15 protein-coding genes are annotated in these 17,380 nt (G+C 67.4%); 9 read left to right on the top strand and 6 right to left on the bottom strand.

The annotated features are described in order from the left end of the window. Positions 1–224 precede the first annotated feature (224 nt). Complete coding sequence (locus OEJ36_RS29055) at positions 225–1,391, bottom strand: catalase family protein (protein WP_263404452.1); 1,167 nt, start codon at positions 1,389–1,391, stop codon at positions 225–227. A gap of 69 nt (positions 1,392–1,460) precedes the next feature. Further along, a complete protein-coding gene (locus tag OEJ36_RS29050) occupies positions 1,461–3,338 on the bottom strand; it encodes a di-heme-cytochrome C peroxidase (RefSeq protein WP_263404451.1) in 1,878 nt (625 codons plus the stop codon). A 316-nt stretch (positions 3,339–3,654) separates the two neighbouring features. Here OEJ36_RS29050 and OEJ36_RS29045 point away from each other — a divergent pair, with 316 nt between their 5' ends. Continuing rightward, positions 3,655–4,941: a sigma-54-dependent transcriptional regulator gene (locus OEJ36_RS29045; RefSeq protein ID WP_263404450.1), complete on the top strand. Its 1,287-nt coding sequence runs from the start codon at positions 3,655–3,657 to the stop codon at positions 4,939–4,941. Positions 4,942–5,167: 226 nt separating this feature from the next. On the opposite strand, the gene lpdA is transcribed toward OEJ36_RS29045, so the two are convergent. Both lpdA and OEJ36_RS29035 read right to left on the bottom strand, forming a co-directional pair. After that, complete coding sequence (gene lpdA, locus OEJ36_RS29040) at positions 5,168–6,568, bottom strand: dihydrolipoyl dehydrogenase (protein ID WP_184489045.1); 1,401 nt, start codon at positions 6,566–6,568, stop codon at positions 5,168–5,170. A 356-nt stretch (positions 6,569–6,924) separates the two neighbouring features. Next, positions 6,925–7,812, bottom strand: a complete 888-nt coding sequence (locus OEJ36_RS29035; protein ID WP_263404449.1) for a pseudouridine synthase — start codon at positions 7,810–7,812, stop codon at positions 6,925–6,927. Between the two features lie 190 nt (positions 7,813–8,002). Here OEJ36_RS29035 and OEJ36_RS29030 point away from each other — a divergent pair, with 190 nt between their 5' ends. The 7 genes from OEJ36_RS29030 (at position 8,003) to OEJ36_RS29000 (ending at position 14,096) form a co-directional block, all read left to right on the top strand. Beyond that, positions 8,003–8,677, top strand: a complete 675-nt coding sequence (locus tag OEJ36_RS29030; protein WP_263404448.1) for a GntR family transcriptional regulator — start codon at positions 8,003–8,005, stop codon at positions 8,675–8,677. Positions 8,678–8,729: 52 nt separating this feature from the next. Beyond that, positions 8,730–9,404, top strand: a complete 675-nt coding sequence (locus tag OEJ36_RS29025; RefSeq protein WP_263404447.1) for a DUF2848 domain-containing protein — start codon at positions 8,730–8,732, stop codon at positions 9,402–9,404. Then, positions 9,401–10,735: an amidase gene (locus tag OEJ36_RS29020; protein ID WP_263404446.1), complete on the top strand. Its 1,335-nt coding sequence runs from the start codon at positions 9,401–9,403 to the stop codon at positions 10,733–10,735. The genes OEJ36_RS29025 and OEJ36_RS29020 overlap by 4 nt, the downstream gene beginning before the upstream one ends. 43 nt (positions 10,736–10,778) lie before the next feature. Next, on the top strand, positions 10,779–12,074 hold the full coding sequence (locus OEJ36_RS29015; RefSeq protein ID WP_263404445.1) for an MFS transporter: 1,296 nt from the start codon (positions 10,779–10,781) through the stop codon (positions 12,072–12,074). Positions 12,075–12,284: 210 nt separating this feature from the next. Then, positions 12,285–12,602 (top strand): helix-turn-helix domain-containing protein, encoded by a 318-nt coding sequence (locus tag OEJ36_RS29010; protein ID WP_263404444.1) that lies wholly within the window; start codon positions 12,285–12,287, stop codon positions 12,600–12,602. Between the two features lie 251 nt (positions 12,603–12,853). Further along, positions 12,854–13,195: an I78 family peptidase inhibitor gene (locus OEJ36_RS29005; RefSeq protein WP_021217265.1), complete on the top strand. Its 342-nt coding sequence runs from the start codon at positions 12,854–12,856 to the stop codon at positions 13,193–13,195. 244 nt (positions 13,196–13,439) lie between these two features. Next, positions 13,440–14,096 (top strand): DUF2848 domain-containing protein, encoded by a 657-nt coding sequence (locus tag OEJ36_RS29000; protein WP_263404443.1) that lies wholly within the window; start codon positions 13,440–13,442, stop codon positions 14,094–14,096. 5 nt (positions 14,097–14,101) lie between these two features. Here OEJ36_RS29000 and OEJ36_RS28995 read toward each other — a convergent pair whose 3' ends face one another. Beyond that, a complete protein-coding gene (locus OEJ36_RS28995; protein ID WP_263404442.1) occupies positions 14,102–14,947 on the bottom strand; it encodes an EamA family transporter in 846 nt (281 codons plus the stop codon). Positions 14,948–15,098: 151 nt separating this feature from the next. Continuing rightward, complete coding sequence (locus OEJ36_RS28990; protein ID WP_263404441.1) at positions 15,099–16,085, bottom strand: cyclase family protein; 987 nt, start codon at positions 16,083–16,085, stop codon at positions 15,099–15,101. 100 nt (positions 16,086–16,185) lie between these two features. Here OEJ36_RS28990 and OEJ36_RS28985 point away from each other — a divergent pair, with 100 nt between their 5' ends. After that, the gene (locus OEJ36_RS28985) at positions 16,186–17,070 is read left to right on the top strand and encodes a LysR family transcriptional regulator (protein WP_263404440.1); all 885 of its coding nucleotides are present in this window, start codon (positions 16,186–16,188) and stop codon (positions 17,068–17,070) included. Positions 17,071–17,380 lie beyond the last annotated feature (310 nt).

The following is a 17,380-nucleotide window of genomic DNA, read 5'->3' as shown; positions in this document are numbered from 1 at the left end:
TATCCCTCTTAATTTCTGCTGGCATAGGCTTTCAATAAGCTAAAGCGAATATTTTTGGCTGAATTTCAGGTTGAATAATATCCTGGTTAATTGTGATTGAATTTTGTAAGCGCCAAGTGTTGTGCGCGCTTCTTCTATAGCTGAGTTATTCGTTGTTGCAACTAGTACTTAGGTTTTGCGTCTTGCAGGCCAACTGGTACTCATTTCCCAGTTGGCCTTTCCCATCACTCGCTTTCTTTCACCTCAGCCTGCGGCTGCGCCACGCCATTCCGTTCATGCCGGTACACGCTCACCGTTTCGTACACCAGCTTGCGCAGGCGGTTGATGCCGCCGATGGGGCGGTGTTCGGGGAGGGCGTGCCAGGGGTTGAAGGAGAGGTTGTCGCAGAATTCGTTCTGCTCGCGGCTATCGAAGTCCTGCGCGGGCACCTTGATGGTGGCGACGGTCTTGAAGGGGGAGACCTTCTCGCTCCAGGCCACGCTGGTGTCTTCGATGGGCATGTAGTACTGCGGGTTCTGCACCTGCACCTGGAGGGCGAAGCAGGCCGGTACGCGGTCCAGCGAGAGTTGCTGGTACAGGGCGTTGCGCAGGAAGTTGGGCAGGTCGGTGTTCTGCTTGGGCAGTGTGTACTGGGGGCAGGATTGCGGGTCGGGGATGACGCGGTACTTGATGTTGGCCTGGCCGAGCTTGTACGGCGCGACGGAGCTGTAGACGGTGTCGGTGGGGCTGTCCGGCGCCGGCGCGAGGGTTTGCAGGGCGATCAGCATGTGGCGGATCTCCCAGGTGCGCGGGTCGAGGCTGGGGAAGAAGGCGCCGACTTTCTGGCCGTTTGCCTGGGCTTCGAAGTTGCTGCGGTATTCGGCCACATCGCGGATGAAGAAGACGTCGTGGTTGAACATCACGAAGTCCTGCTCGGTGGCGTGGTCCGGGGCGTTCATGAGTTTCTGGCCGGGCACGTCGAGCAGCTTGATGGCCATGCCGCGGGCGTCGCGGGCGCTGTCGAACTGCGGGTAGGCGTTGCCGTTGGAGAGGCGCATCCAGGCTTGCCAGGTCTTGCCCGGTTCGGCGAGCACGCCGGCGCGCAGGTCGCTGGCCAGGTCCTGGGCGACGGTGACTTCGGCCTTCACGCAGCCGTGGGCCTTGGCGTGGGCGTCGCGCATGACGCGGGTGTTGTCGCGGTGCTGTTCGACCACGCGCACGGCTGATTCCATGATCGCCTTGGCGTCACTGGCTTCGTTCGGCGGGATCTGTTCGTCGGCGGAGACGGGGCCGGAGAACTTCCAGCCGTAGTAGAGCGAGCCGATGCCCCAGCCGAGCAGGCCGACGACCAGGAGGATGAGGAGGAGCTTGCCGAGGAGGCGGCCGAGCCAGAGCCAGAAGCGCTTGAGCATGGGAGCTTGAGTCCTTGTTGTTCGTTCCCAGGCCCTCCCCGTGGCGGGGAGGGGTTGTACAGCGGTCTATCAGCCTTCGCAGGCGGGGCCGGGCGTCCAGGGTTTGGGCGCGACGGGGCTGAGCTTTTCCTCCAGGGGCTGGTTGCCCATGACCTTGAGGTATTCGATCAGCGCGAGGCGTTCGTCCGGCGAGAGGGCGCGGCCGATCACGCCGTTCTGGCGGCAGCCGTCGCGGAATTCATGGCCCTGGTTGCCGTTGCCGGTGACCGAGGTCTTGAACAGGAAGCCGCCCGGGAACTTGTCGTGCTGGAAGCCGGCGAACTGCGGGTCGTACTCGAAGTTGCCGACGTAGAACTCCTTGGCGCGCTCGGGCACGGGGGAGAGCAGCTGGAAGAGGGTGGGCACCGAGCCGTTGTGCAGGAAGGGCGGGGTGGCCCAGATGCCGTCCAGCGGGCGGGCCTTGTAGGCGCGCAGTTCGCGCACGCCGATCTTCAGGCCGTAGCCGTCCATCTGCTTGCGTTCCTCGCCGCTGATGCCGGCTTCCTGGTAGGCGCGGTCTTCGACGAAGGCGGTGAGGTAGGCCAGGCCCTTGGCGCTGGAGATCTTGCTGAAGTCGAGGTCTTTCAGCGGCGGCTTGCTGAACAGTTCGACGTCGAGCTTGGAGAGCTGCTCCTTGGTCCAGCCGAGCTTGGTGATGTCGAAGCGGTGGTCGGCGATGTTGTCGGCGGTGGTGGGGTCGGTGCCGATCTCGCTGGTCTTGACCATGCGCAGCTTCCACTCCGGGTCGCGGTCGGGGGCGAGGCGCTTGTCCACCGGCTGCGGGTTGGGGGCGTGGCAGTAGGCGCAGTTTTCGGCGAACAGGGCGCGTCCCTGGCTGGCGCGGGGCAGGTCGATCTTGCCGAAGACCTCTTCCGGCCAGGTCGGCGGCTTCAGGGTCTTGAGGGTTTCTTCCAGGGTGTGCAGGTCACGCACGCGCACGCTGGAGGCGTAGCGCTGGTCCAGCGGCACCGGCTGGCCATTCTCCTGGTGCAGGGTGAGGCTGGCGCCCACGCCGAGGGATTCGCCGATGTTGCGTGCCATGGGCTGCATGGCGGAGCCGTTCCACTGCACCCAGTCGAACTTCCAGATGTCCCACAGCTGCGGGTAGCTCACCGGGGCGTTGCCGACGCGGTAGTTGGCCGGGTCGATGGCGTCGCCGAACACGCTGTTGGCGATGCGACCGAAGGCGTCGGTACGGCCGAAACCTTCCTCGGTGGGGTAGAGGCCGCGGTGGGTGTCGTTCCAGGCGGTGCCGAGCAGGCGGTCGAGCACATCCTTGAAGTCGCTGCGCAGTTCGTCCTTGCCCTTGGGGTATTCCTCGCCGAGTACCGTCTTGGCGAAGCGGTTGAACTTGAGCGGGTTGTAGTAGGTGAAGGCCATGCTCATGCCCAGCGCCTGGCCGAAGCCGCCGCCCTTGAGGGTGGGCACGGTGGAGGCGAGGGAGTGCAGGGCGGCGCCGCCGTCGATGCGCACGGCCTGGCCCTTGTAGTGCAGCTCACCGGTGTGGCAGGCGGCGCAGCTGATGTCGAGGTACTGCTGGCCGGTGTCGTCGTCTTCATGCCGGGCGAAGCCCACGGGCAGGTTGCCGGGGTTCAGCTCGGTGGGCTTCTGCTTGGGGTCGACGAGGAAGCCGAAGCGGCCGAGGTATTCCGGGCGGGCGAACTTGTCGCTGGAGAAGGGCAGCTCGAGGGCGGTGAACCAGTCGTAGCGCAGGCCTTTAACCGTGGTGCCCTGGGGGGTGTAGTAGTAGGTCTGACGCGCCTGTTCGTCCCACTGGTCGAGGTAGTGCAGCTGCTCGGGGGCTTTGTAGGTGGGCAGGTTGGGGTTGGCGACGTAATAGAGGACGACCGCCAGGCCCACGAGGACGAGCACGAGCAGAAGCACCAGGGTGCGACGCAGGATTCGCATCAGATACATCCTTGTAACCAGTGTGGAAAATCCTACGTTATGCCAATCAATAGGAATATTGGCAAGGTGCTATTACCAATGTCCTCAGATTGGGGTGTTTTGTCGGTTGCGTCATGTTTTTGCAATCCTATTTCCCACGGCCTTTTCGGCATACACCCACGCCATCTGACGGCGCTGTGGTTTTAAGAACATTTTGCGATTTTTCCTATAAGAAATGGTTCCATACCCCGTCAAAGATATTGCTAGCGTTACAGTCAGGCGCGCCAAACCCTTGTTTTTAAAGAATTATTCAAAAAATTGGCGCCAAGGATGGGACATGTTGGACACCATCACTCCTAGTACCCGCCGCGTGCTGATGATCGACCCTTGTGAGGAGTGCCGACAGCTATTGCCGCGCTTGCAGGCGAGCGGTTGGACTGTGGAAAGCCGCGAATCACGACAGGCCCAGGCGGGCGGTTATGACGTAGGCCTTTTATGCCTGCGCCATGAGCACCTGGATAACCCCGAACGCATCAAAACCCTGATCAGCAGCAGCGGCACCGAGTGGATCGGCCTGCTGGGGCCGGATATCGCGCCCCAGGAGCGGGTCGAGGATTTCGCCGGCGAGTGGTTCTTCGACACGCTGGAAATCCCGGTGGATTCCACCCGGCTGCAGGGGCTGCTCGGCCGCGCGTTCGGCATCGCCCGGTTGCGCGGGTTGGGCAGCCGCCAGGGCGCCGAGCACGAGCTGCTGGGGCAGAGCCGGCCGCTGCGTGACCTGCGCAAGCAGCTGACCAAGTTCGGCCCGCTGGACAAGCCGGTGCTGATCCTCGGTGAGAGCGGCACCGGCAAGGAGCTGGTGGCGCGCACGCTGCACCGTTATTCGCGGCGCGTGGGCGGCCCCTTCGTGGCCTTCAACTGCGGGCTGCTGGACGAGGCCGGTTGCAGTGCCGCGCTGTTCGGCCCCAATGGGCGCCTGCAGGCGGCGAGCGGCGGCAGCCTGTTCCTCGACGCGGTGGGCGAGTTGCCCCTGGAGGTGCAGCGCACGCTGATGCACTGCCTGCGCACCCGCAAGTTGCCGCAGCCCCAAGGGCCGGCGCGCAGCCTGGACGTGCGCCTGCTGGTGGCTTCCGACCGCGATATCGAGCTGATGGCCGAGCAGGGGCGCTTCCTCCCCGAGCTCTACCAGCTGCTGGCGGCGCATCAGGTGCGCCTGACGCCCCTGCGTCGACGCCAGGGCGACATCGCGCTGTTGGCCAATTACTTCGCCGACCTCTACAGCCTGGAGTCCGGGCACAAGCCGCGGCAGTTCAGCGAAGAGGCGCTGACGGCGATGGTCCGCCACCACTGGCCGGGCAATGTGCGCGAGCTGGCCAGCCGGGTGCGACGCGGCTATGCGCTGGCGGAGGGGGAGCAGATAGAGGCGGGGGAACTGGGCCTGCACAGCGTGCCGATGGACAGCGTGCTGATCGGCACCCTGGACGACTACAAGCGCCGTGCGGAATATCAGGCGCTGTGCGATGCGCTGGCGCGCTACGGCAACAACCTCAGTCTGGCCGCGCGGGTGCTGGGCATCTCGCGGCCGACCTTCTACCGGCTGCTGCACAAGCATCAGCTTCTTTAAGCAGCCGGGCTCCGTGCAGGGAGCCGAGCCCGCGCGCCGAAGTGCTCTTGTAGGCTGTGCTGCGCGCACCTGGGCGTCTGCCGGAGGCACCGTGCGGAGGTGCGCACGGCACACCCTGCGGCACGAGTTCGTCCTGCCGGGCTCTAAGGAGCCAATGACTCATGGTCACGTCTCAAGCAAACGAAAAAGGCGCCGGGTAGGCGCCTTTTTCATGGGCATCACGCCGTCAGCTTTGCATCGCCCAGCCGCTGACATCCATGGCCGCCTGGCGCAGCGCTTCGGAGCGCGTCGGGTGCGGGTGGCAGATCAGCGCGATGTCTTCGCTGGAGGCGGAGAACTCCATTGCCACGCAGTACTCGCCGATCATCTCGCTGACGCTGGGGCCGACCAGGTGCACGCCCAGCACTTCGTCGGTGCGCTCGTCCGCCAATACCTTGGCGAAGCCTTCGGTCTCGTGGTTGATCTTGGCGCGGCTGTTGGCGGTGAAGGGGAACTTGCCCACCTTGTAGGCGCGGCCCTCGGCCTTCAGCTGCTCCTCGGTCTTGCCCACGGTGGCCACTTCCGGGCGGGTGTAGATGACGTTGGGGATCACCTCGTAGTTCACCTCGGCCTTGTGCCCGGCGATACGCTCGATGCAGACGATGGCTTCGTCCTCGGCCTTGTGCGCGAGCATCGGGCCGGAGGTGACGTCGCCGATCACCCAGACGTTGGGCGTGGTGCTCTGGTGCTTCTCGTTGGCGAGCATGCCGCGCTTGTCGACGCTCAGGCCCACGGTTTCCAGGCCCAGGCCCTGGGTGTAGGGGCGACGGCCGATGGCCACCAGCACGTAGTCGGCCTGGATGCTTTCCGCCGCGCCGCCGGCAGCCGGCTCGACGCTGAGTTCGACGCCGTTCTTGCCGCTCTTGGCGCTGGTGACCTTGGAGGCGAGCTTGAACTTCATGCCCTGCTTGGCCAGGGCGCGTTGCAGGGTCTTGCCGGTTTCCACGTCCAGCCCGGGGCAGATGCGGTCGAGGTACTCCACCACCGTGACCTCGGCACCCAGGCGGCGCCAGACGGAGCCCAGCTCCAGGCCGATCACGCCGGCACCGATCACTACCAGGTGCTTGGGCACCTCGGGCAGGGACAGGGCGCCGGTGGAGTCGAGGATGCGCTTGTTGTCGATTTCCACGCCCGGCAGCGGGGTGGGCTCGGAGCCGGTGGCGATGACGATGTGCTTGGTCTCCAGCACCTGCTCCTTGCCGTCGGCGCCTTTCACGGCGACGCGGCCTGGGCCGTCGATACGCCCCCAGCCCTTGATCCACTCGGCCTTGTGCTTGCGGAAGAGGAACTCGATGCCCTTGGTCAGGGCGCTCACGCTGTCGGCCTTCTGCTTCATCATCTGGCCGAGGTTGAGCGTGGGCTTGACCTCGATGCCGAGCAGTTCGAATTCCTTGCCGCTGGCCGCTTCATAGAGTTCGGAGGCGTGCAGTAACGCCTTGGACGGCATGCAGCCGACGTTGAGGCAGGTGCCGCCCAGGGTCTCGCGGCCTTCCACGCAGGCCACCTTCAGGCCCAGCTGGCCTGCCCGGATGGCAGCGTTGTAGCCGCCTGGGCCACCGCCGATCACAACCACGTCGTATTGGCTCATGAAATTTCCTTCTGTCTCGATTGATGGCTATCAACCCAGCAAGCGTAGTGGAGCTTCACGGCGCGTCCATCGGCTTTGGATGACGGCCGTAATATCCTCGCGCCTGAATGATCGGTCAAGAAAAGATCGTGAGGGTCAGGGGGATAGGGGCTGGCACGGCCCTGTAGGTTGGGCTGAGGTACGAAGCCCAACACAGCGGAGTTCGGGCTGGCACCGAGTGCGGCGCGGTGCACCGCTGGGCGAATGAATTCGCCCCTACAGGGTGCAAGCCGGTGGCGTGGGTGGGGCGGTGGGTCTTTCGCGAATGAATTCGCTCCCACGGGGTGGGACGGGCGAGGCAGGGAGCCCGTCGGGGGTTAAGCGATATCCATCAGGCGCAGTTCGCTTTCAAAGCGCAGCGCCTCGCCGCTAATGGGGTCGACGAAGGCCAGCTCGCGGGCCAGCAGTTGCAGAGGGCGGGCGTGGTCGTCGGGGGCGCTGGTGTCGTGCAGGTCGGGGTAGAAGCCGTCGTTGAGGATGCCGGCGCCGAGGGCGGCCATGTGCACGCGCAGCTGGTGCTTGCGGCCGGTCACCGGGTGCAGGGCGTAGCGCCACAGCTGCGGGCCGCGCTCGATCACCTCCAGGCGGGTTTCGGTGTTGGGCTCGCCGGCCACCTGCTGCATGCGGAAGAAGGGCTCGCCCGCTTCCAGGCGGGTGCGCAGGGTGCAGGGAAACTCCAGCTGCGGCAGCGGCGTGGCCACCGCCTCGTAACGCTTGTGCACGCGGCGCTCGCGGAACAGCGCCTGGTAGGCGCCACGGCTGCCCGGGTCGCGGGAGAACAGCACCAGGCCGGCGGTGTGCCGGTCGATGCGGTGCAAGGGCACCAGCCCGGGGAGGCCGAGGCGGCGGGTGAGGCGCGCCTGCAGCGTCTGCTCGACGTATTCGCCGGCGGGCATCACTGGCAGGAAGTGCGGCTTGTCGGCCACCACCAGGCGCTCGTCCTGGTAGAGCACGCGTTCCTCGAAGGGGATCTCCCGCTCCTGCGCCACTTCGCGGTAGTAGCGGATGCACAGCCCCTGCTGGTAGGGGCGCGTGGCGTCCACCGGCTGGCCTTCGCCATCGGTGACCCGGCCACGGGCCATGCGGTCGAGCCAGGTGGCGCGGTCGATGGCCGGGAAATGCGCGCACAGGCAGTCGAGCACCGTGGCCCAGGGGCCCTGGGGCAGGTGCAGCGTGCTGGGGCGCACATTGGGTTCGGTGCTCATGGCCATCTCCGGCAAAGCCTGGCGGGGCGCGCATTAGGCCGCAGCGGGGGCGGGCGGTCAAACCCCGGCGTGCTCGTTTTCCCATTGCCCGGTGGGGCTTCGGCTGGCACCAGAAGCGGAAGGCCTCACCTGTCGAGCCTTTGAAACTTCAGCCTAGGATCACGGCCACTTCAAGCCACCGGGCCCCGCCATGACCGCCTTCGAAACCGCCCCCTCCGCCCCGACGCCAGCCGCCTCACTCTCGCTGCGCGACGCCGCCTACGGGGCCATCAAGGCGCGGATCATCCGGTGCGAGTTCCGCCCCGGGGAGGTGCTCAACGAGGCCGCGCTGGCCAGCGGCCTGGGGCTGGGCCGTACGCCGGTGCACCAGGCGCTGCAACGCCTGGAGGCCGAGGGGCTGGTGTCGATCATCCCGCGCAAGGGCGTGCTGGTGGCGCCGCTGTCCATCGACGAGGTGCTGGAGATGATCGAGGTGCGCCTGTGCAACGAGGTGCTCTGCGTGGGCCTGGCCATCGAGCGCGCCAGCCTGGCGGAGATCGCCGCCATGGACGAGCTGCTGGCCCGCGTGCCGGCGCTGATCGCCGAGCGGGACGTGGCGGCCCTGTCCGCCCTGGACCTGCAATTCCACCTGGCCATTTCGGCGGCCGCGCGCAACCGCGTGCTGGCCGATCTGCTGCGCAGCCTGCACGAGCGCCAGGCGCGCTTCTGGTTCCTCTCGCTGGCCACGGCCGGGCACCAGGAAGCGGTGCACCAGGAGCACCGTCGCATCCTCGAGGCCTTCCGCACGCGGGATGTGGCGGCGGGGCAGCGGGCCATGCGCGACCACATCGAAGCCTTCCGCAGCACCATCGGCAGGAGCATCTGAAGCCGGGGCAAACGGGCCCCGGCGCCTTTTCATGCACGCAAGGAGAATGACCATGGCACTGGATTTCATCGTCGCGGGCGAGCGTCGCCTCGCCTTCGAACCTCGGGAACTGGTGATCGCCGGCTGGACCGGGCGCAACCGGGTGGCCGTCGACCGGCACATCGCCGAGCTGGAGACGCTGGGCATCCGCCCACCCACGGAGGTGCCGTGCTTCTACCAGGTGGCGGCCTCGCTGCTGACCACCGCCGAGAGCATCCAGCTGCCCCGCGACCATTCCACCGGCGAGGTGGAATGTGTGCTGATCGCCGCCTGGGACGGCCTCTACGTCGGCGTTGGTTCCGACCACACCGACCGCCAGGTGGAGGCGCTGGACATCACCCTGTCCAAGCAGCTCTGTGCCAAGCCGGTGAGCCGCCAGCTGTGGTCCTTCGACGAGGTGGCCGGGCATTGGGACAGCCTGGTGATGCGCTGCTGGCGCGAGCGCGAGGGCCAGCGCGAGCTGTACCAGGAGGGCGAGGCCGGCAGCATGCTCGACCCACTGGACCTGATCGAGCGGCGCAACGGCGGCATGACCCTGCCCCAGGGCAGCGTGATGTTCTGCGGCACCCTCGAGGCGCTGCTGCCCATCGCCCCGGGCGAGGCCTTCTGCGTCGAACTGCACGACCCGGTACTCGAGCGCACCCTCAGCCACCGCTACACCGTGGAGGTACTGGAGGTGGAGGCATGAACGGCCTCGTCACCCTGGCGGAATGGTCCGCGCGCCTGTCCAACGGGCGCACCAGCAGCCGCGAGCTGACCGAAACCATGCTGACGCGTGCCCAGGAGCACTTCGCCGGTGGCGGCCATGCCTTCATGGAGCTGGACGAGGAGGGCGCCCGCGCCGCCGCCGCGTTCGCCGACCAGCGCCTGGCCCTGGGGCGGCGGGTGTCGCCGCTCGATGGCCTTCCGGTGTCGATCAAGGACCTGTTCGACATCGCCGGCCAGGTGACCCGCGCCGGTTCGCGGGTGCTGGAATGGCAGGCCCCGGCCACGGTGGATGCGCCCGCCGTGGCGCGCCTGCGCGAGGCCGGCGCCGTGCTGCTCGGGCGCACCAACATGACCGAGTTCGCCTATTCCGGCCTTGGCCTCAACCCGCACTTCGGCACGCCCCTGTCGCCCGTGGGCGAGGGGCTGATCGCCGGGGGCTCCAGCTCCGGTGCCGCCGTCAGCGTGGCGCTGGGCATGTCGGTGGTGGCGCTGGGTACCGATACCGGCGGCTCGGTGCGCATCCCGGCGGCGTTCTGCGGCATCACCGGCTTCAAGCCCACGGCGCGGCGGGTGCCCAACGAGGGCATGGTGCCCCTGTCGCAGAGCCTGGATTCCATCGGCCCGTTGGCGCCCACGGTGGCCTGCTGCGCCCAGGTGGACGCGCTGCTGACCGGCGCCCAGCTCTGGCGCGATGCCGGCCTGCCGCTGCAGGGGCAGCGCTTCTTCGTCACCCCCGACTACGTTTTGGAAGACCTCGCGCCGGAGGTGGCCCAGGCCTTCGACTGGGCCATCGCGCGCCTGGCGGAGCAGGGTGCGGAGATAGTCGAGTTCCGTTTTCCCGAGCTGCTGCGCCTGCCGGAGATCAACGCCGGTGGCGGCTTCGCGGCGGCCGAGTCCTGGCACTGGCACCGCGAGCGCCTGCTGGCCGAAAGCGCCCGCTACGACCCGCGCGTGGCGGTGCGCATCGAGCGCGGCAGCCGGCAGAGCGCCTGCGACTACCTGGAGCTGCTGCTGGAGCGCGCCGAGCTGAAGGCCCGCGCGGCGGAGGTGCTGCTGGGCGCGGATGCCTGGCTGATGCCCACGGTTTCCATCGCGCCGCCGCGCCTGGCGGAGATCACCGATGACGACGCCTTCCAGCGCATCAACGCGCGGGTGCTGGTCAACCCCGCCGTCATCAACTTCCTCGACGGCTGCGCGCTGTCCATCCCATTGCCGGAACGCCCCGGCATCGCCCTGAGCCTGTGCGGGCTCGGCGGGCAGGACGCCAACATCCTGCAACTGGGGGCCGCGGTGGAGCGCTGCCTGGGCTGACCCTCACCTCTGCGGGCGGCCTGGCCGCCCCGGGAGCGATCGCATGTCCATTTCCGATCCGGCCCGTTCGCGCCTGCGCGAGCGGGCCTACCGCAGCATCACCTGGCGCCTGGTGCCCTTCCTGGTGCTGCTGTTCATCCTCGCCTGGCTGGACCGGGTCAACGTCGGCTTCGCCAAGCTGCACATGCTCGACGACCTGGGCTTCAGCGAAGCCGTCTACGGCCTGGGCGCGGGCATCTTCTTCATCGGCTATTTCCTCTTCGAGGTGCCGAGCAACCTGCTGCTGGAACGCATCGGCGCGCGGCGCACCCTGGCGCGCATCACCATTTGCTGGGGGCTGATCTCCACCGCCATGTTCCTGGTGACCACGCCGATGCAGTTCTATGTGCTGCGCTTTTTGCTCGGGGTGTTCGAGGCGGGCTTCTTCCCCGGCGTGGTGCTTTACCTCACCTACTGGTTCCCCACCGCACGGCGCGCCCGGGTCAATGGCCTGTTCATGACCAGCTTCGCCCTGGCCGGGGTGGTAGGCGGGCCGCTGGCGGGGTTGATCATGACGGGCATGGCCGATGTCGGTGGGCTGGCCGGCTGGCAATGGCTGTTCATCGTCGAAGGCGTGCCCTCGGTGCTCGCCGGCCTGCTGGTGTTGCGCTACCTGCCCGAGCGCCCGGCGGACGTGCGCTGGCTGAGTGCCGCGCAGCGCTCTTTGGTGAGCGCCGAGGTGGCCGCCGACGCCGCCGCGCCGGGCAAGGCTTCCAGCCTGCGCGACGCCTTCTGCAACCCCCACGTGTGGCTGTGCGCGGCCATCTATTTCTGCCTGGTGAGCGGCAATGCCACCATCGCCTTCTGGGTGCCGACGCTGATCCGCGACCTGGGCGTGCAGGGCAGCCTGGATATCGGCCTGCTTGCCGCCTTGCCCTTCGCCGTGGGCACGGTGGCGATGGTGCTCAACGGCATCCATTCCGACCGCAGCGGCGAACGGCGACTGCACTGCGCCGGTGCCGCCGTCCTGGCTGGGGTCGGGCTCGCGGCCTGCGCCGCATCCATGGGCCACGGCGTGGCGGCGATGCTGGCGCTGACCCTGGCGGCGGTGGGCATCCTCGCCGCCTTCCCGGTGTTCTGGTCGCTGCCCACGCTGTTCCTCACCGGCACGGCAGCGGCCGGCGGCATCGCGGTGATCAACTCGGTCGGCAACCTCGCCGGTTTCGCCGCGCCCTACCTCATCGGCTGGGTGAAGGACCGCACCGGCGCACTGGCTGGCGGCCTCTATGGGGTGGCCGGCCTGGAGCTGCTGGCGGCGTTGCTGGTGGTGGTGTTCATCCGCAAGGCTCGGCGTGGGTAGGCCCCTTGCATGGGGTACAAGAGTGCTGGCTATCCCGTGCCTTGCTTGGCCCTATGCGCTGTGCGCTACCGGCTAAATCCAATATTCAGAGTGTTATCGGCGCTATACGGGGATAAACGATGGTTTTCTGAAGTTATGTAGCTTCCAGGATTCACCGAATAACTCTGCATCTCAGCGCATCAGCGGCGATTCCGGGGTTTCACGCTCGATATGATGAATTTAGGCTTGGTCAAACCGGGAGAAGTGATCCAGCTGCTCTGCACGCGCTTGCGCCAGGAGCGTCTGTCCCAGGAGATGACACAGGCCGAGGTAGCCGGTCGCGCCGGTATCGGAGTGGGCACCTTGTCGAATCTGGAGGCCGGGCGCAGCGTGGCGTTCGACAGTGTGGTGCGCGTCGCCATGGTCCTGGGGCGTCTCGGCGAGCTGGAGCGGCTGTTCATGCCGCGGCTGGATAGCCTCGACGACATCCTCCGTTATGAGCAAGGTGCCCAGCGCCGACGGGTCAAGAGGAAAGCCCGCGATGCCTAAGCGTGTCGACGTCCATTACTACGGCTGAGACCCGTACCCCGCCACGGATGTGCTAAGCCTGCATAAGGCCGGCGCAGTGACATGCCGCAAGGATTTCACCGTGCAGCGCAACGGGCAGCGGGCCGGAGCCGCGCTACAATGCGCGCCTGCGTCGGGAACGGCGAGCCGGCGGTGCGTGTCCCATGCACGCGGCCCGGGCCTTCCCAGCCACCGATTTCAGCTTCGTTTTCACTTTGTATGAGGATCGCAGTATGTCTCGCACTTCCATCACCCTTGGCCTGGCGCTCGTGGGCGCTCTGCTGGCCGGTTGCAGCTCCACCGATGCGCCGGCGGAGAAACCTGCCGCCGCTGCCACCGAGAGCCTGCCGGCCGCCGCTCCTTCGGAAGACGGCCGCTGCTCGTCCGGCCCGGTGCGCTCGCTGATCGGCAAGGCCGCCACCCCCGAACTGGTGGAGCAGGCCAAGAACGCCGCCGGTGCCAGTGATGTGCGCGTGCTCAAGCCGGGCAGCGTGATGACCCTGGAATACAACTCCCGCCGCCTGAACATCGACACCGACGACACCAACCTGATCAAGGGCGTCAGCTGCGGTTGAGCTGAGCCACCTCCAGGGCCCGCGTCGTCGGGCCCTGTCCCTCTCGCTGCTGCCATAAGGCTCCGTCCACACCTGTGGTGGTGCCATCCTTCAAGGGTTACGGACTTCGCCCTCTGTGCCCGCAACGGCCCGCCCCCTAGCATCTGAGCTTCATCGCTTCCCGCCCGCCTGGATCGCACCCCTGACGATTCGGCATCACCCCGCGCGGGAAACACCGCATCACCGCAATCGACAGGAGTTAGCCATGACACTGCACTTCACCGTGGCCGGTGGGGAGTCCCTCGCGTTCGACGTGCGCAGCCTGGTGGTCGCCGGCTGGACCGGGCGCGATGCCGACCAGGCCAGCGCCCAGGCCCGCAGCCTGAGTGCCACGCCGCCGCAGGAGCTGCCCTGCTTCTTCGAACTGTCTGCCGACCTGCTGAGCACCGATGAGGACTTCCAGGTGCCGGGCAACGATTCCTCCGCCGAGGTGGAGTGCGTGCTGTTCTCCACCGGCACCGCGCTCTACGTCGGCATCGGCTCCGACCATGCGGACCGCCGCGTTGAGGGCTACGACGTTGCCGTTTCCCGCCAGCTCTGCCTCAAGCCGGTGGGTCGCGAGCTGTGGCGCTTCCACGAGGTGGCGGGGCACTGGGACCAGTTGCTGCTGCGCTGCTGGCGCCATGTGGAGGGGCGGGACGAACTGTCCCAGGCCGGCCTGGCGGCGAAGCTGCTGGACCCGCGCGAACTCATCGCCCGGCGCACCGGCGATGCCAGCCTGCCGGCCGGCACGGCGATGTTCTGCGGCACCTTGCCCTTCATCGGCGAACCGCTGCCGGGGGAAGGGTTCAGCGTCGAGCTGCACGACCCCGTCCTGGGGCGCAGCCTGCGTCACAGCTACCGGGTCAAGCCCCTCGCCTGAGGGGCTCAGCCCAGCTTCATCACCACCACGCCGAGGGCGATCACCGCGCACGCCAGCAGGCGGATCGGCTTCATGGGTTCCTTGAGGAACAGCCAGCCGATCAGCAGCGCGAACACCACGCTGGTCTCGCGCAGGGCGGAGACCAGCGCCACCGGCGCCTGGGTCATGGCCCAGATGACGATGCTGTAGGCCAGCAGCGACATGGCGCCACCCGCCAGGCCGCTCTTCCAGTACGGGCCCAACTGCAGGAACACGCGCGGCCCGCGCTGCACCGCAATCACCCCAGCCATCACCCAGCCATTCACCGCGAACAGCCAGGCGGCGTAGGACAGCGCATCGCCGTTGCTGCGTGCGCCCACCGCGTCGGAGAGGGTGTAGCCGGCGATGAAGGCCGCGGTCATCAGCGAGCAGAACAGCATCGAGCGATTGATCCCGACCCCAGCGCGCCCGCCGCGCCAGGCCATCAGCCAGATGCCCGTGACCAGGGTCAGCAGGCCGGCCAGTTCGGCGTGACCGAGCCCGTCGTGGAGGAAGGCCAGGGACAGCAGCGCCACCATCAGCGGCGAGCTGCCCCGGGAGATGGGGTAGACCTGCCCGAGGTCGCCGTACTGGTAGGCGCGGGCGAGGAAGTGGTTGTAGCCGATGTGCAGCACGGCGGAGAGGATGATCCAGGGCCAGGCGGCGGCCACCGGGAAGGCCACGAAGGGCAGGGCGCAGAGGGAGACCAGGCCGGCGGCCATCTGGATCAGGGTGGCGGTGAGCAGGCGGTCGAGGCCGATCTTCAGCAGCGCGTTCCAGCCCGCATGCAGGGCGGCCGCCGCCATTACCACCAGAAAGACCGAGGTTTCCACGCGCGAGGTTCCTTGTACCGACGGAGCGACGGCGCCCACGAGGGGCGCCGCGAAGGAGGCGCGATAGTGACACAGCCCAACGGCCGCTGTGAAACCGCCGCACCTCGCGCTTCCGTAGCCCGGGCTTCAGCCCGGAAGCTCGCCGAGAGCCTCAGTTGATCGGCAGCGCCACCGGGCGGATCGGCGCGGCATCGGCGCCGCGGAACTTCAGCGAGGCGCCGATGAAGGCGAACTCGTAGACCTTGTCCCGCGAGAGGCCTTCCAGGTCCACCAGCTCCATGATGGGCGCGCCCTGCTGGGCCAGCAGGTAGGTGTGCACCGGGATGTAGTTCTCCGGCACCTCGGTGGGGAAGGTCTCGAAGCTCAGGTTGTCCGCGCCCACCACCATGGCGCCGCCTTCCTCGATGAGGAACTTCGCCGCGTCCAGGCTCAGGCCCGGCGGGTTGGTCATGTAGCGCTGGGCGTTCTCGTAGTCACGCATGCGCCCGGTGCGGATCAGCACCACATCGCCTTTCTCCAGGCTCACGCCCTGCTTGTTCAGGGCCTGGCGCAGGTCCAGGCGGGTGACGCGGTAGCTGTCCGGCAGCATCTCCACGCCCTTGGCGGCGGGCACGTCGATCAGCACGCCACGGGCGACGATGGGGGGCAGCTTCTCGGCGCCGGTCACGTTCCAGCCCCGGTCGCCCAGGTGGTCGGCGGCGGCATAGCCGTTCCAGATCTTGCCCTCCAGGCCGAAGTGGTTGAGCGCGTCGATATGGGTGCCCATGTGGGCGTACATGGACACCGCCGAACCGGTGTAGCTGACGTGGCGGTTCATCGCCTCGCCCACGCCCATCGGGTCGGCCAGCAGGTTGCCGTGGGGCGTGTGGGTCATCCACATCTGGTAGGGCGGGTCGCCGGCGGCCTGCCAGCTGGGCATGCCGATGAAGTACTCCACGGCCAGGTCGTAGGCCTTGCCGCCGGCGAGGCGGCCGAGGATGGCGGCGCGGGATTCGGGGGTGATCAGGTTGAGGCGGCCGATCTCGTCCTTTTCGCCCCAGGGGCTCTTGCCGACTTCCTCGGCGGCGAGGGCGCCCTGGGCCAGGGCCAGCAGCAGAGGCAGGGCAGCGAGGCGGGAAAGGGGGCGGGGCAGGTGCATGGCGGAACTCCTTGGTGGTGATGAGTGCCGCGATGGTATTTGTTGAGCCTGAAGAGATAATCTGCGCATCCGCTGAAAGACATTCAACCTGAGGGAAAATATGGACCTGCTCGTTGCCATGCGCACCTTCCGCCGCGTCGTCGAGCTCGACGGCTTCAGCAAGGCCGCCCTCGACCTGGGCCAATCCACCGCGGCGGTGAGCAAGCAGGTGCGCCAGTTGGAGGCGCGCCTGGGCAACCTGTTGCTGCTGCGTACCACGCGGCGCATGAGCCTCACCGACACCGGGCGTGCCTACTTCGCCGAATGCTGCCGCCTGCTGGACGAGCTGGAAGCCCTGGAAAGCGCCACCGCCCAGGGCGCGGGCGAGGTCAGCGGGCGCCTGCGGGTGAATGCGCCGCTGTCGTTCAGCCTCAAGGTGCTGTCGCCGCTGCTGGCGGAGTTCATGGCGCTCTACCCGCAGCTGAACGTGGAGCTGACCCTCGACGACCACCTGCTGGACCCGGTCTCCGAAGGCTTCGACGTCTCCTTGCGCATCCGCTCCAGCCTGGCCGACTCCACGCTGATCGCCCGGCGCCTGGGGGAGGTGGAGCAGGTGATCTGCGCCTCCCCGGGCTACCTCGCGGCGCGGGGCACGCCGCAGCGGCTCGAAGACCTCTGCGGCCACGACTGCCTCGCCTATCGCCTGGCCGACAGCCCCGGCGGCTGGCGCCTGGATGGCCCCAAGGGGCGCGGCGTCGAGCTGCGCACACGGCTCTCGGTGGACAACAGCCTGATGCTCGGCGACCTGCTGGTGGCCGGTGCCGGCATTGGTGCGCTGCCGTCCTTCATCGCCGCGCCACTCCTGGCCAGCGGCCAGCTGCAACAGGTGCTGCCGCACCAGCAACTGGCCCGGCGCAGCATCTACGCCCTCTACGCCAGCAACCGCCACCTGCAGCAGAAGGTGCGGGTCTTCGTCGACTTCCTCGCGGAGCGGCTGGCGGAGTGAAGCCCCTTCACAGGCGGGCGCCGCAGCACGTCTGGTAAGCCGTAGGTCGGGTGCAGCCCGACGCTGTGGCCGATCAACTACGCGGGTTTCACCCGCCCTACGGAGCGCGGGCCTTGATCGCGAATGAATTGGCTCTGTCTGCGTTAGCTGTTGTGGTTTTAATGCAAGCGCTCAAGCACGGTGCTTTCCGAGCGCCCAAGGATTCGTGCCACCTCCACCGCATGGGTTTCGCTTCGCTCTACGCCATCCTACGAACGTGCGCTGGGTTACTGCGCACATCAATGTGAGGGTTCGAGCGAAGAAAGTTGGA

This window comes from Pseudomonas sp. PDM13, from assembly GCF_025685765.1.
Classification (GTDB): Bacteria; Pseudomonadota; Gammaproteobacteria; order Pseudomonadales; family Pseudomonadaceae; genus Metapseudomonas; species Metapseudomonas solani.
This window is presented reverse-complemented; position numbering and strand designations above follow the sequence as displayed.

Bases quoted from the DNA above. Each gene is read 5' to 3' on its own strand.
- OEJ36_RS29055 (WP_263404452.1), bottom strand. From the start codon at position 1,391: ATGCTCAAGCGCTTCTGGCTCTGGCTCGGCCGCCTCCTCGGCAAGCTC.
- OEJ36_RS29050 (WP_263404451.1), bottom strand. From the start codon at position 3,338: ATGCGAATCCTGCGTCGCACCCTGGTGCTTCTGCTCGTGCTCGTCCTC.
- OEJ36_RS29045 (WP_263404450.1), top strand. From the start codon at position 3,655: ATGTTGGACACCATCACTCCTAGTACCCGCCGCGTGCTGATGATCGAC.
- lpdA (WP_184489045.1), bottom strand. From the start codon at position 6,568: ATGAGCCAATACGACGTGGTTGTGATCGGCGGTGGCCCAGGCGGCTAC.
- OEJ36_RS29035 (WP_263404449.1), bottom strand. From the start codon at position 7,812: ATGAGCACCGAACCCAATGTGCGCCCCAGCACGCTGCACCTGCCCCAG.
- OEJ36_RS29030 (WP_263404448.1), top strand. From the start codon at position 8,003: ATGACCGCCTTCGAAACCGCCCCCTCCGCCCCGACGCCAGCCGCCTCA.
- OEJ36_RS29025 (WP_263404447.1), top strand. From the start codon at position 8,730: ATGGCACTGGATTTCATCGTCGCGGGCGAGCGTCGCCTCGCCTTCGAA.
- OEJ36_RS29020 (WP_263404446.1), top strand. From the start codon at position 9,401: ATGAACGGCCTCGTCACCCTGGCGGAATGGTCCGCGCGCCTGTCCAAC.
- OEJ36_RS29015 (WP_263404445.1), top strand. From the start codon at position 10,779: ATGTCCATTTCCGATCCGGCCCGTTCGCGCCTGCGCGAGCGGGCCTAC.
- OEJ36_RS29010 (WP_263404444.1), top strand. From the start codon at position 12,285: ATGATGAATTTAGGCTTGGTCAAACCGGGAGAAGTGATCCAGCTGCTC.
- OEJ36_RS29005 (WP_021217265.1), top strand. From the start codon at position 12,854: ATGTCTCGCACTTCCATCACCCTTGGCCTGGCGCTCGTGGGCGCTCTG.
- OEJ36_RS29000 (WP_263404443.1), top strand. From the start codon at position 13,440: ATGACACTGCACTTCACCGTGGCCGGTGGGGAGTCCCTCGCGTTCGAC.
- OEJ36_RS28990 (WP_263404441.1), bottom strand. From the start codon at position 16,085: ATGCACCTGCCCCGCCCCCTTTCCCGCCTCGCTGCCCTGCCTCTGCTG.
- OEJ36_RS28985 (WP_263404440.1), top strand. From the start codon at position 16,186: ATGGACCTGCTCGTTGCCATGCGCACCTTCCGCCGCGTCGTCGAGCTC.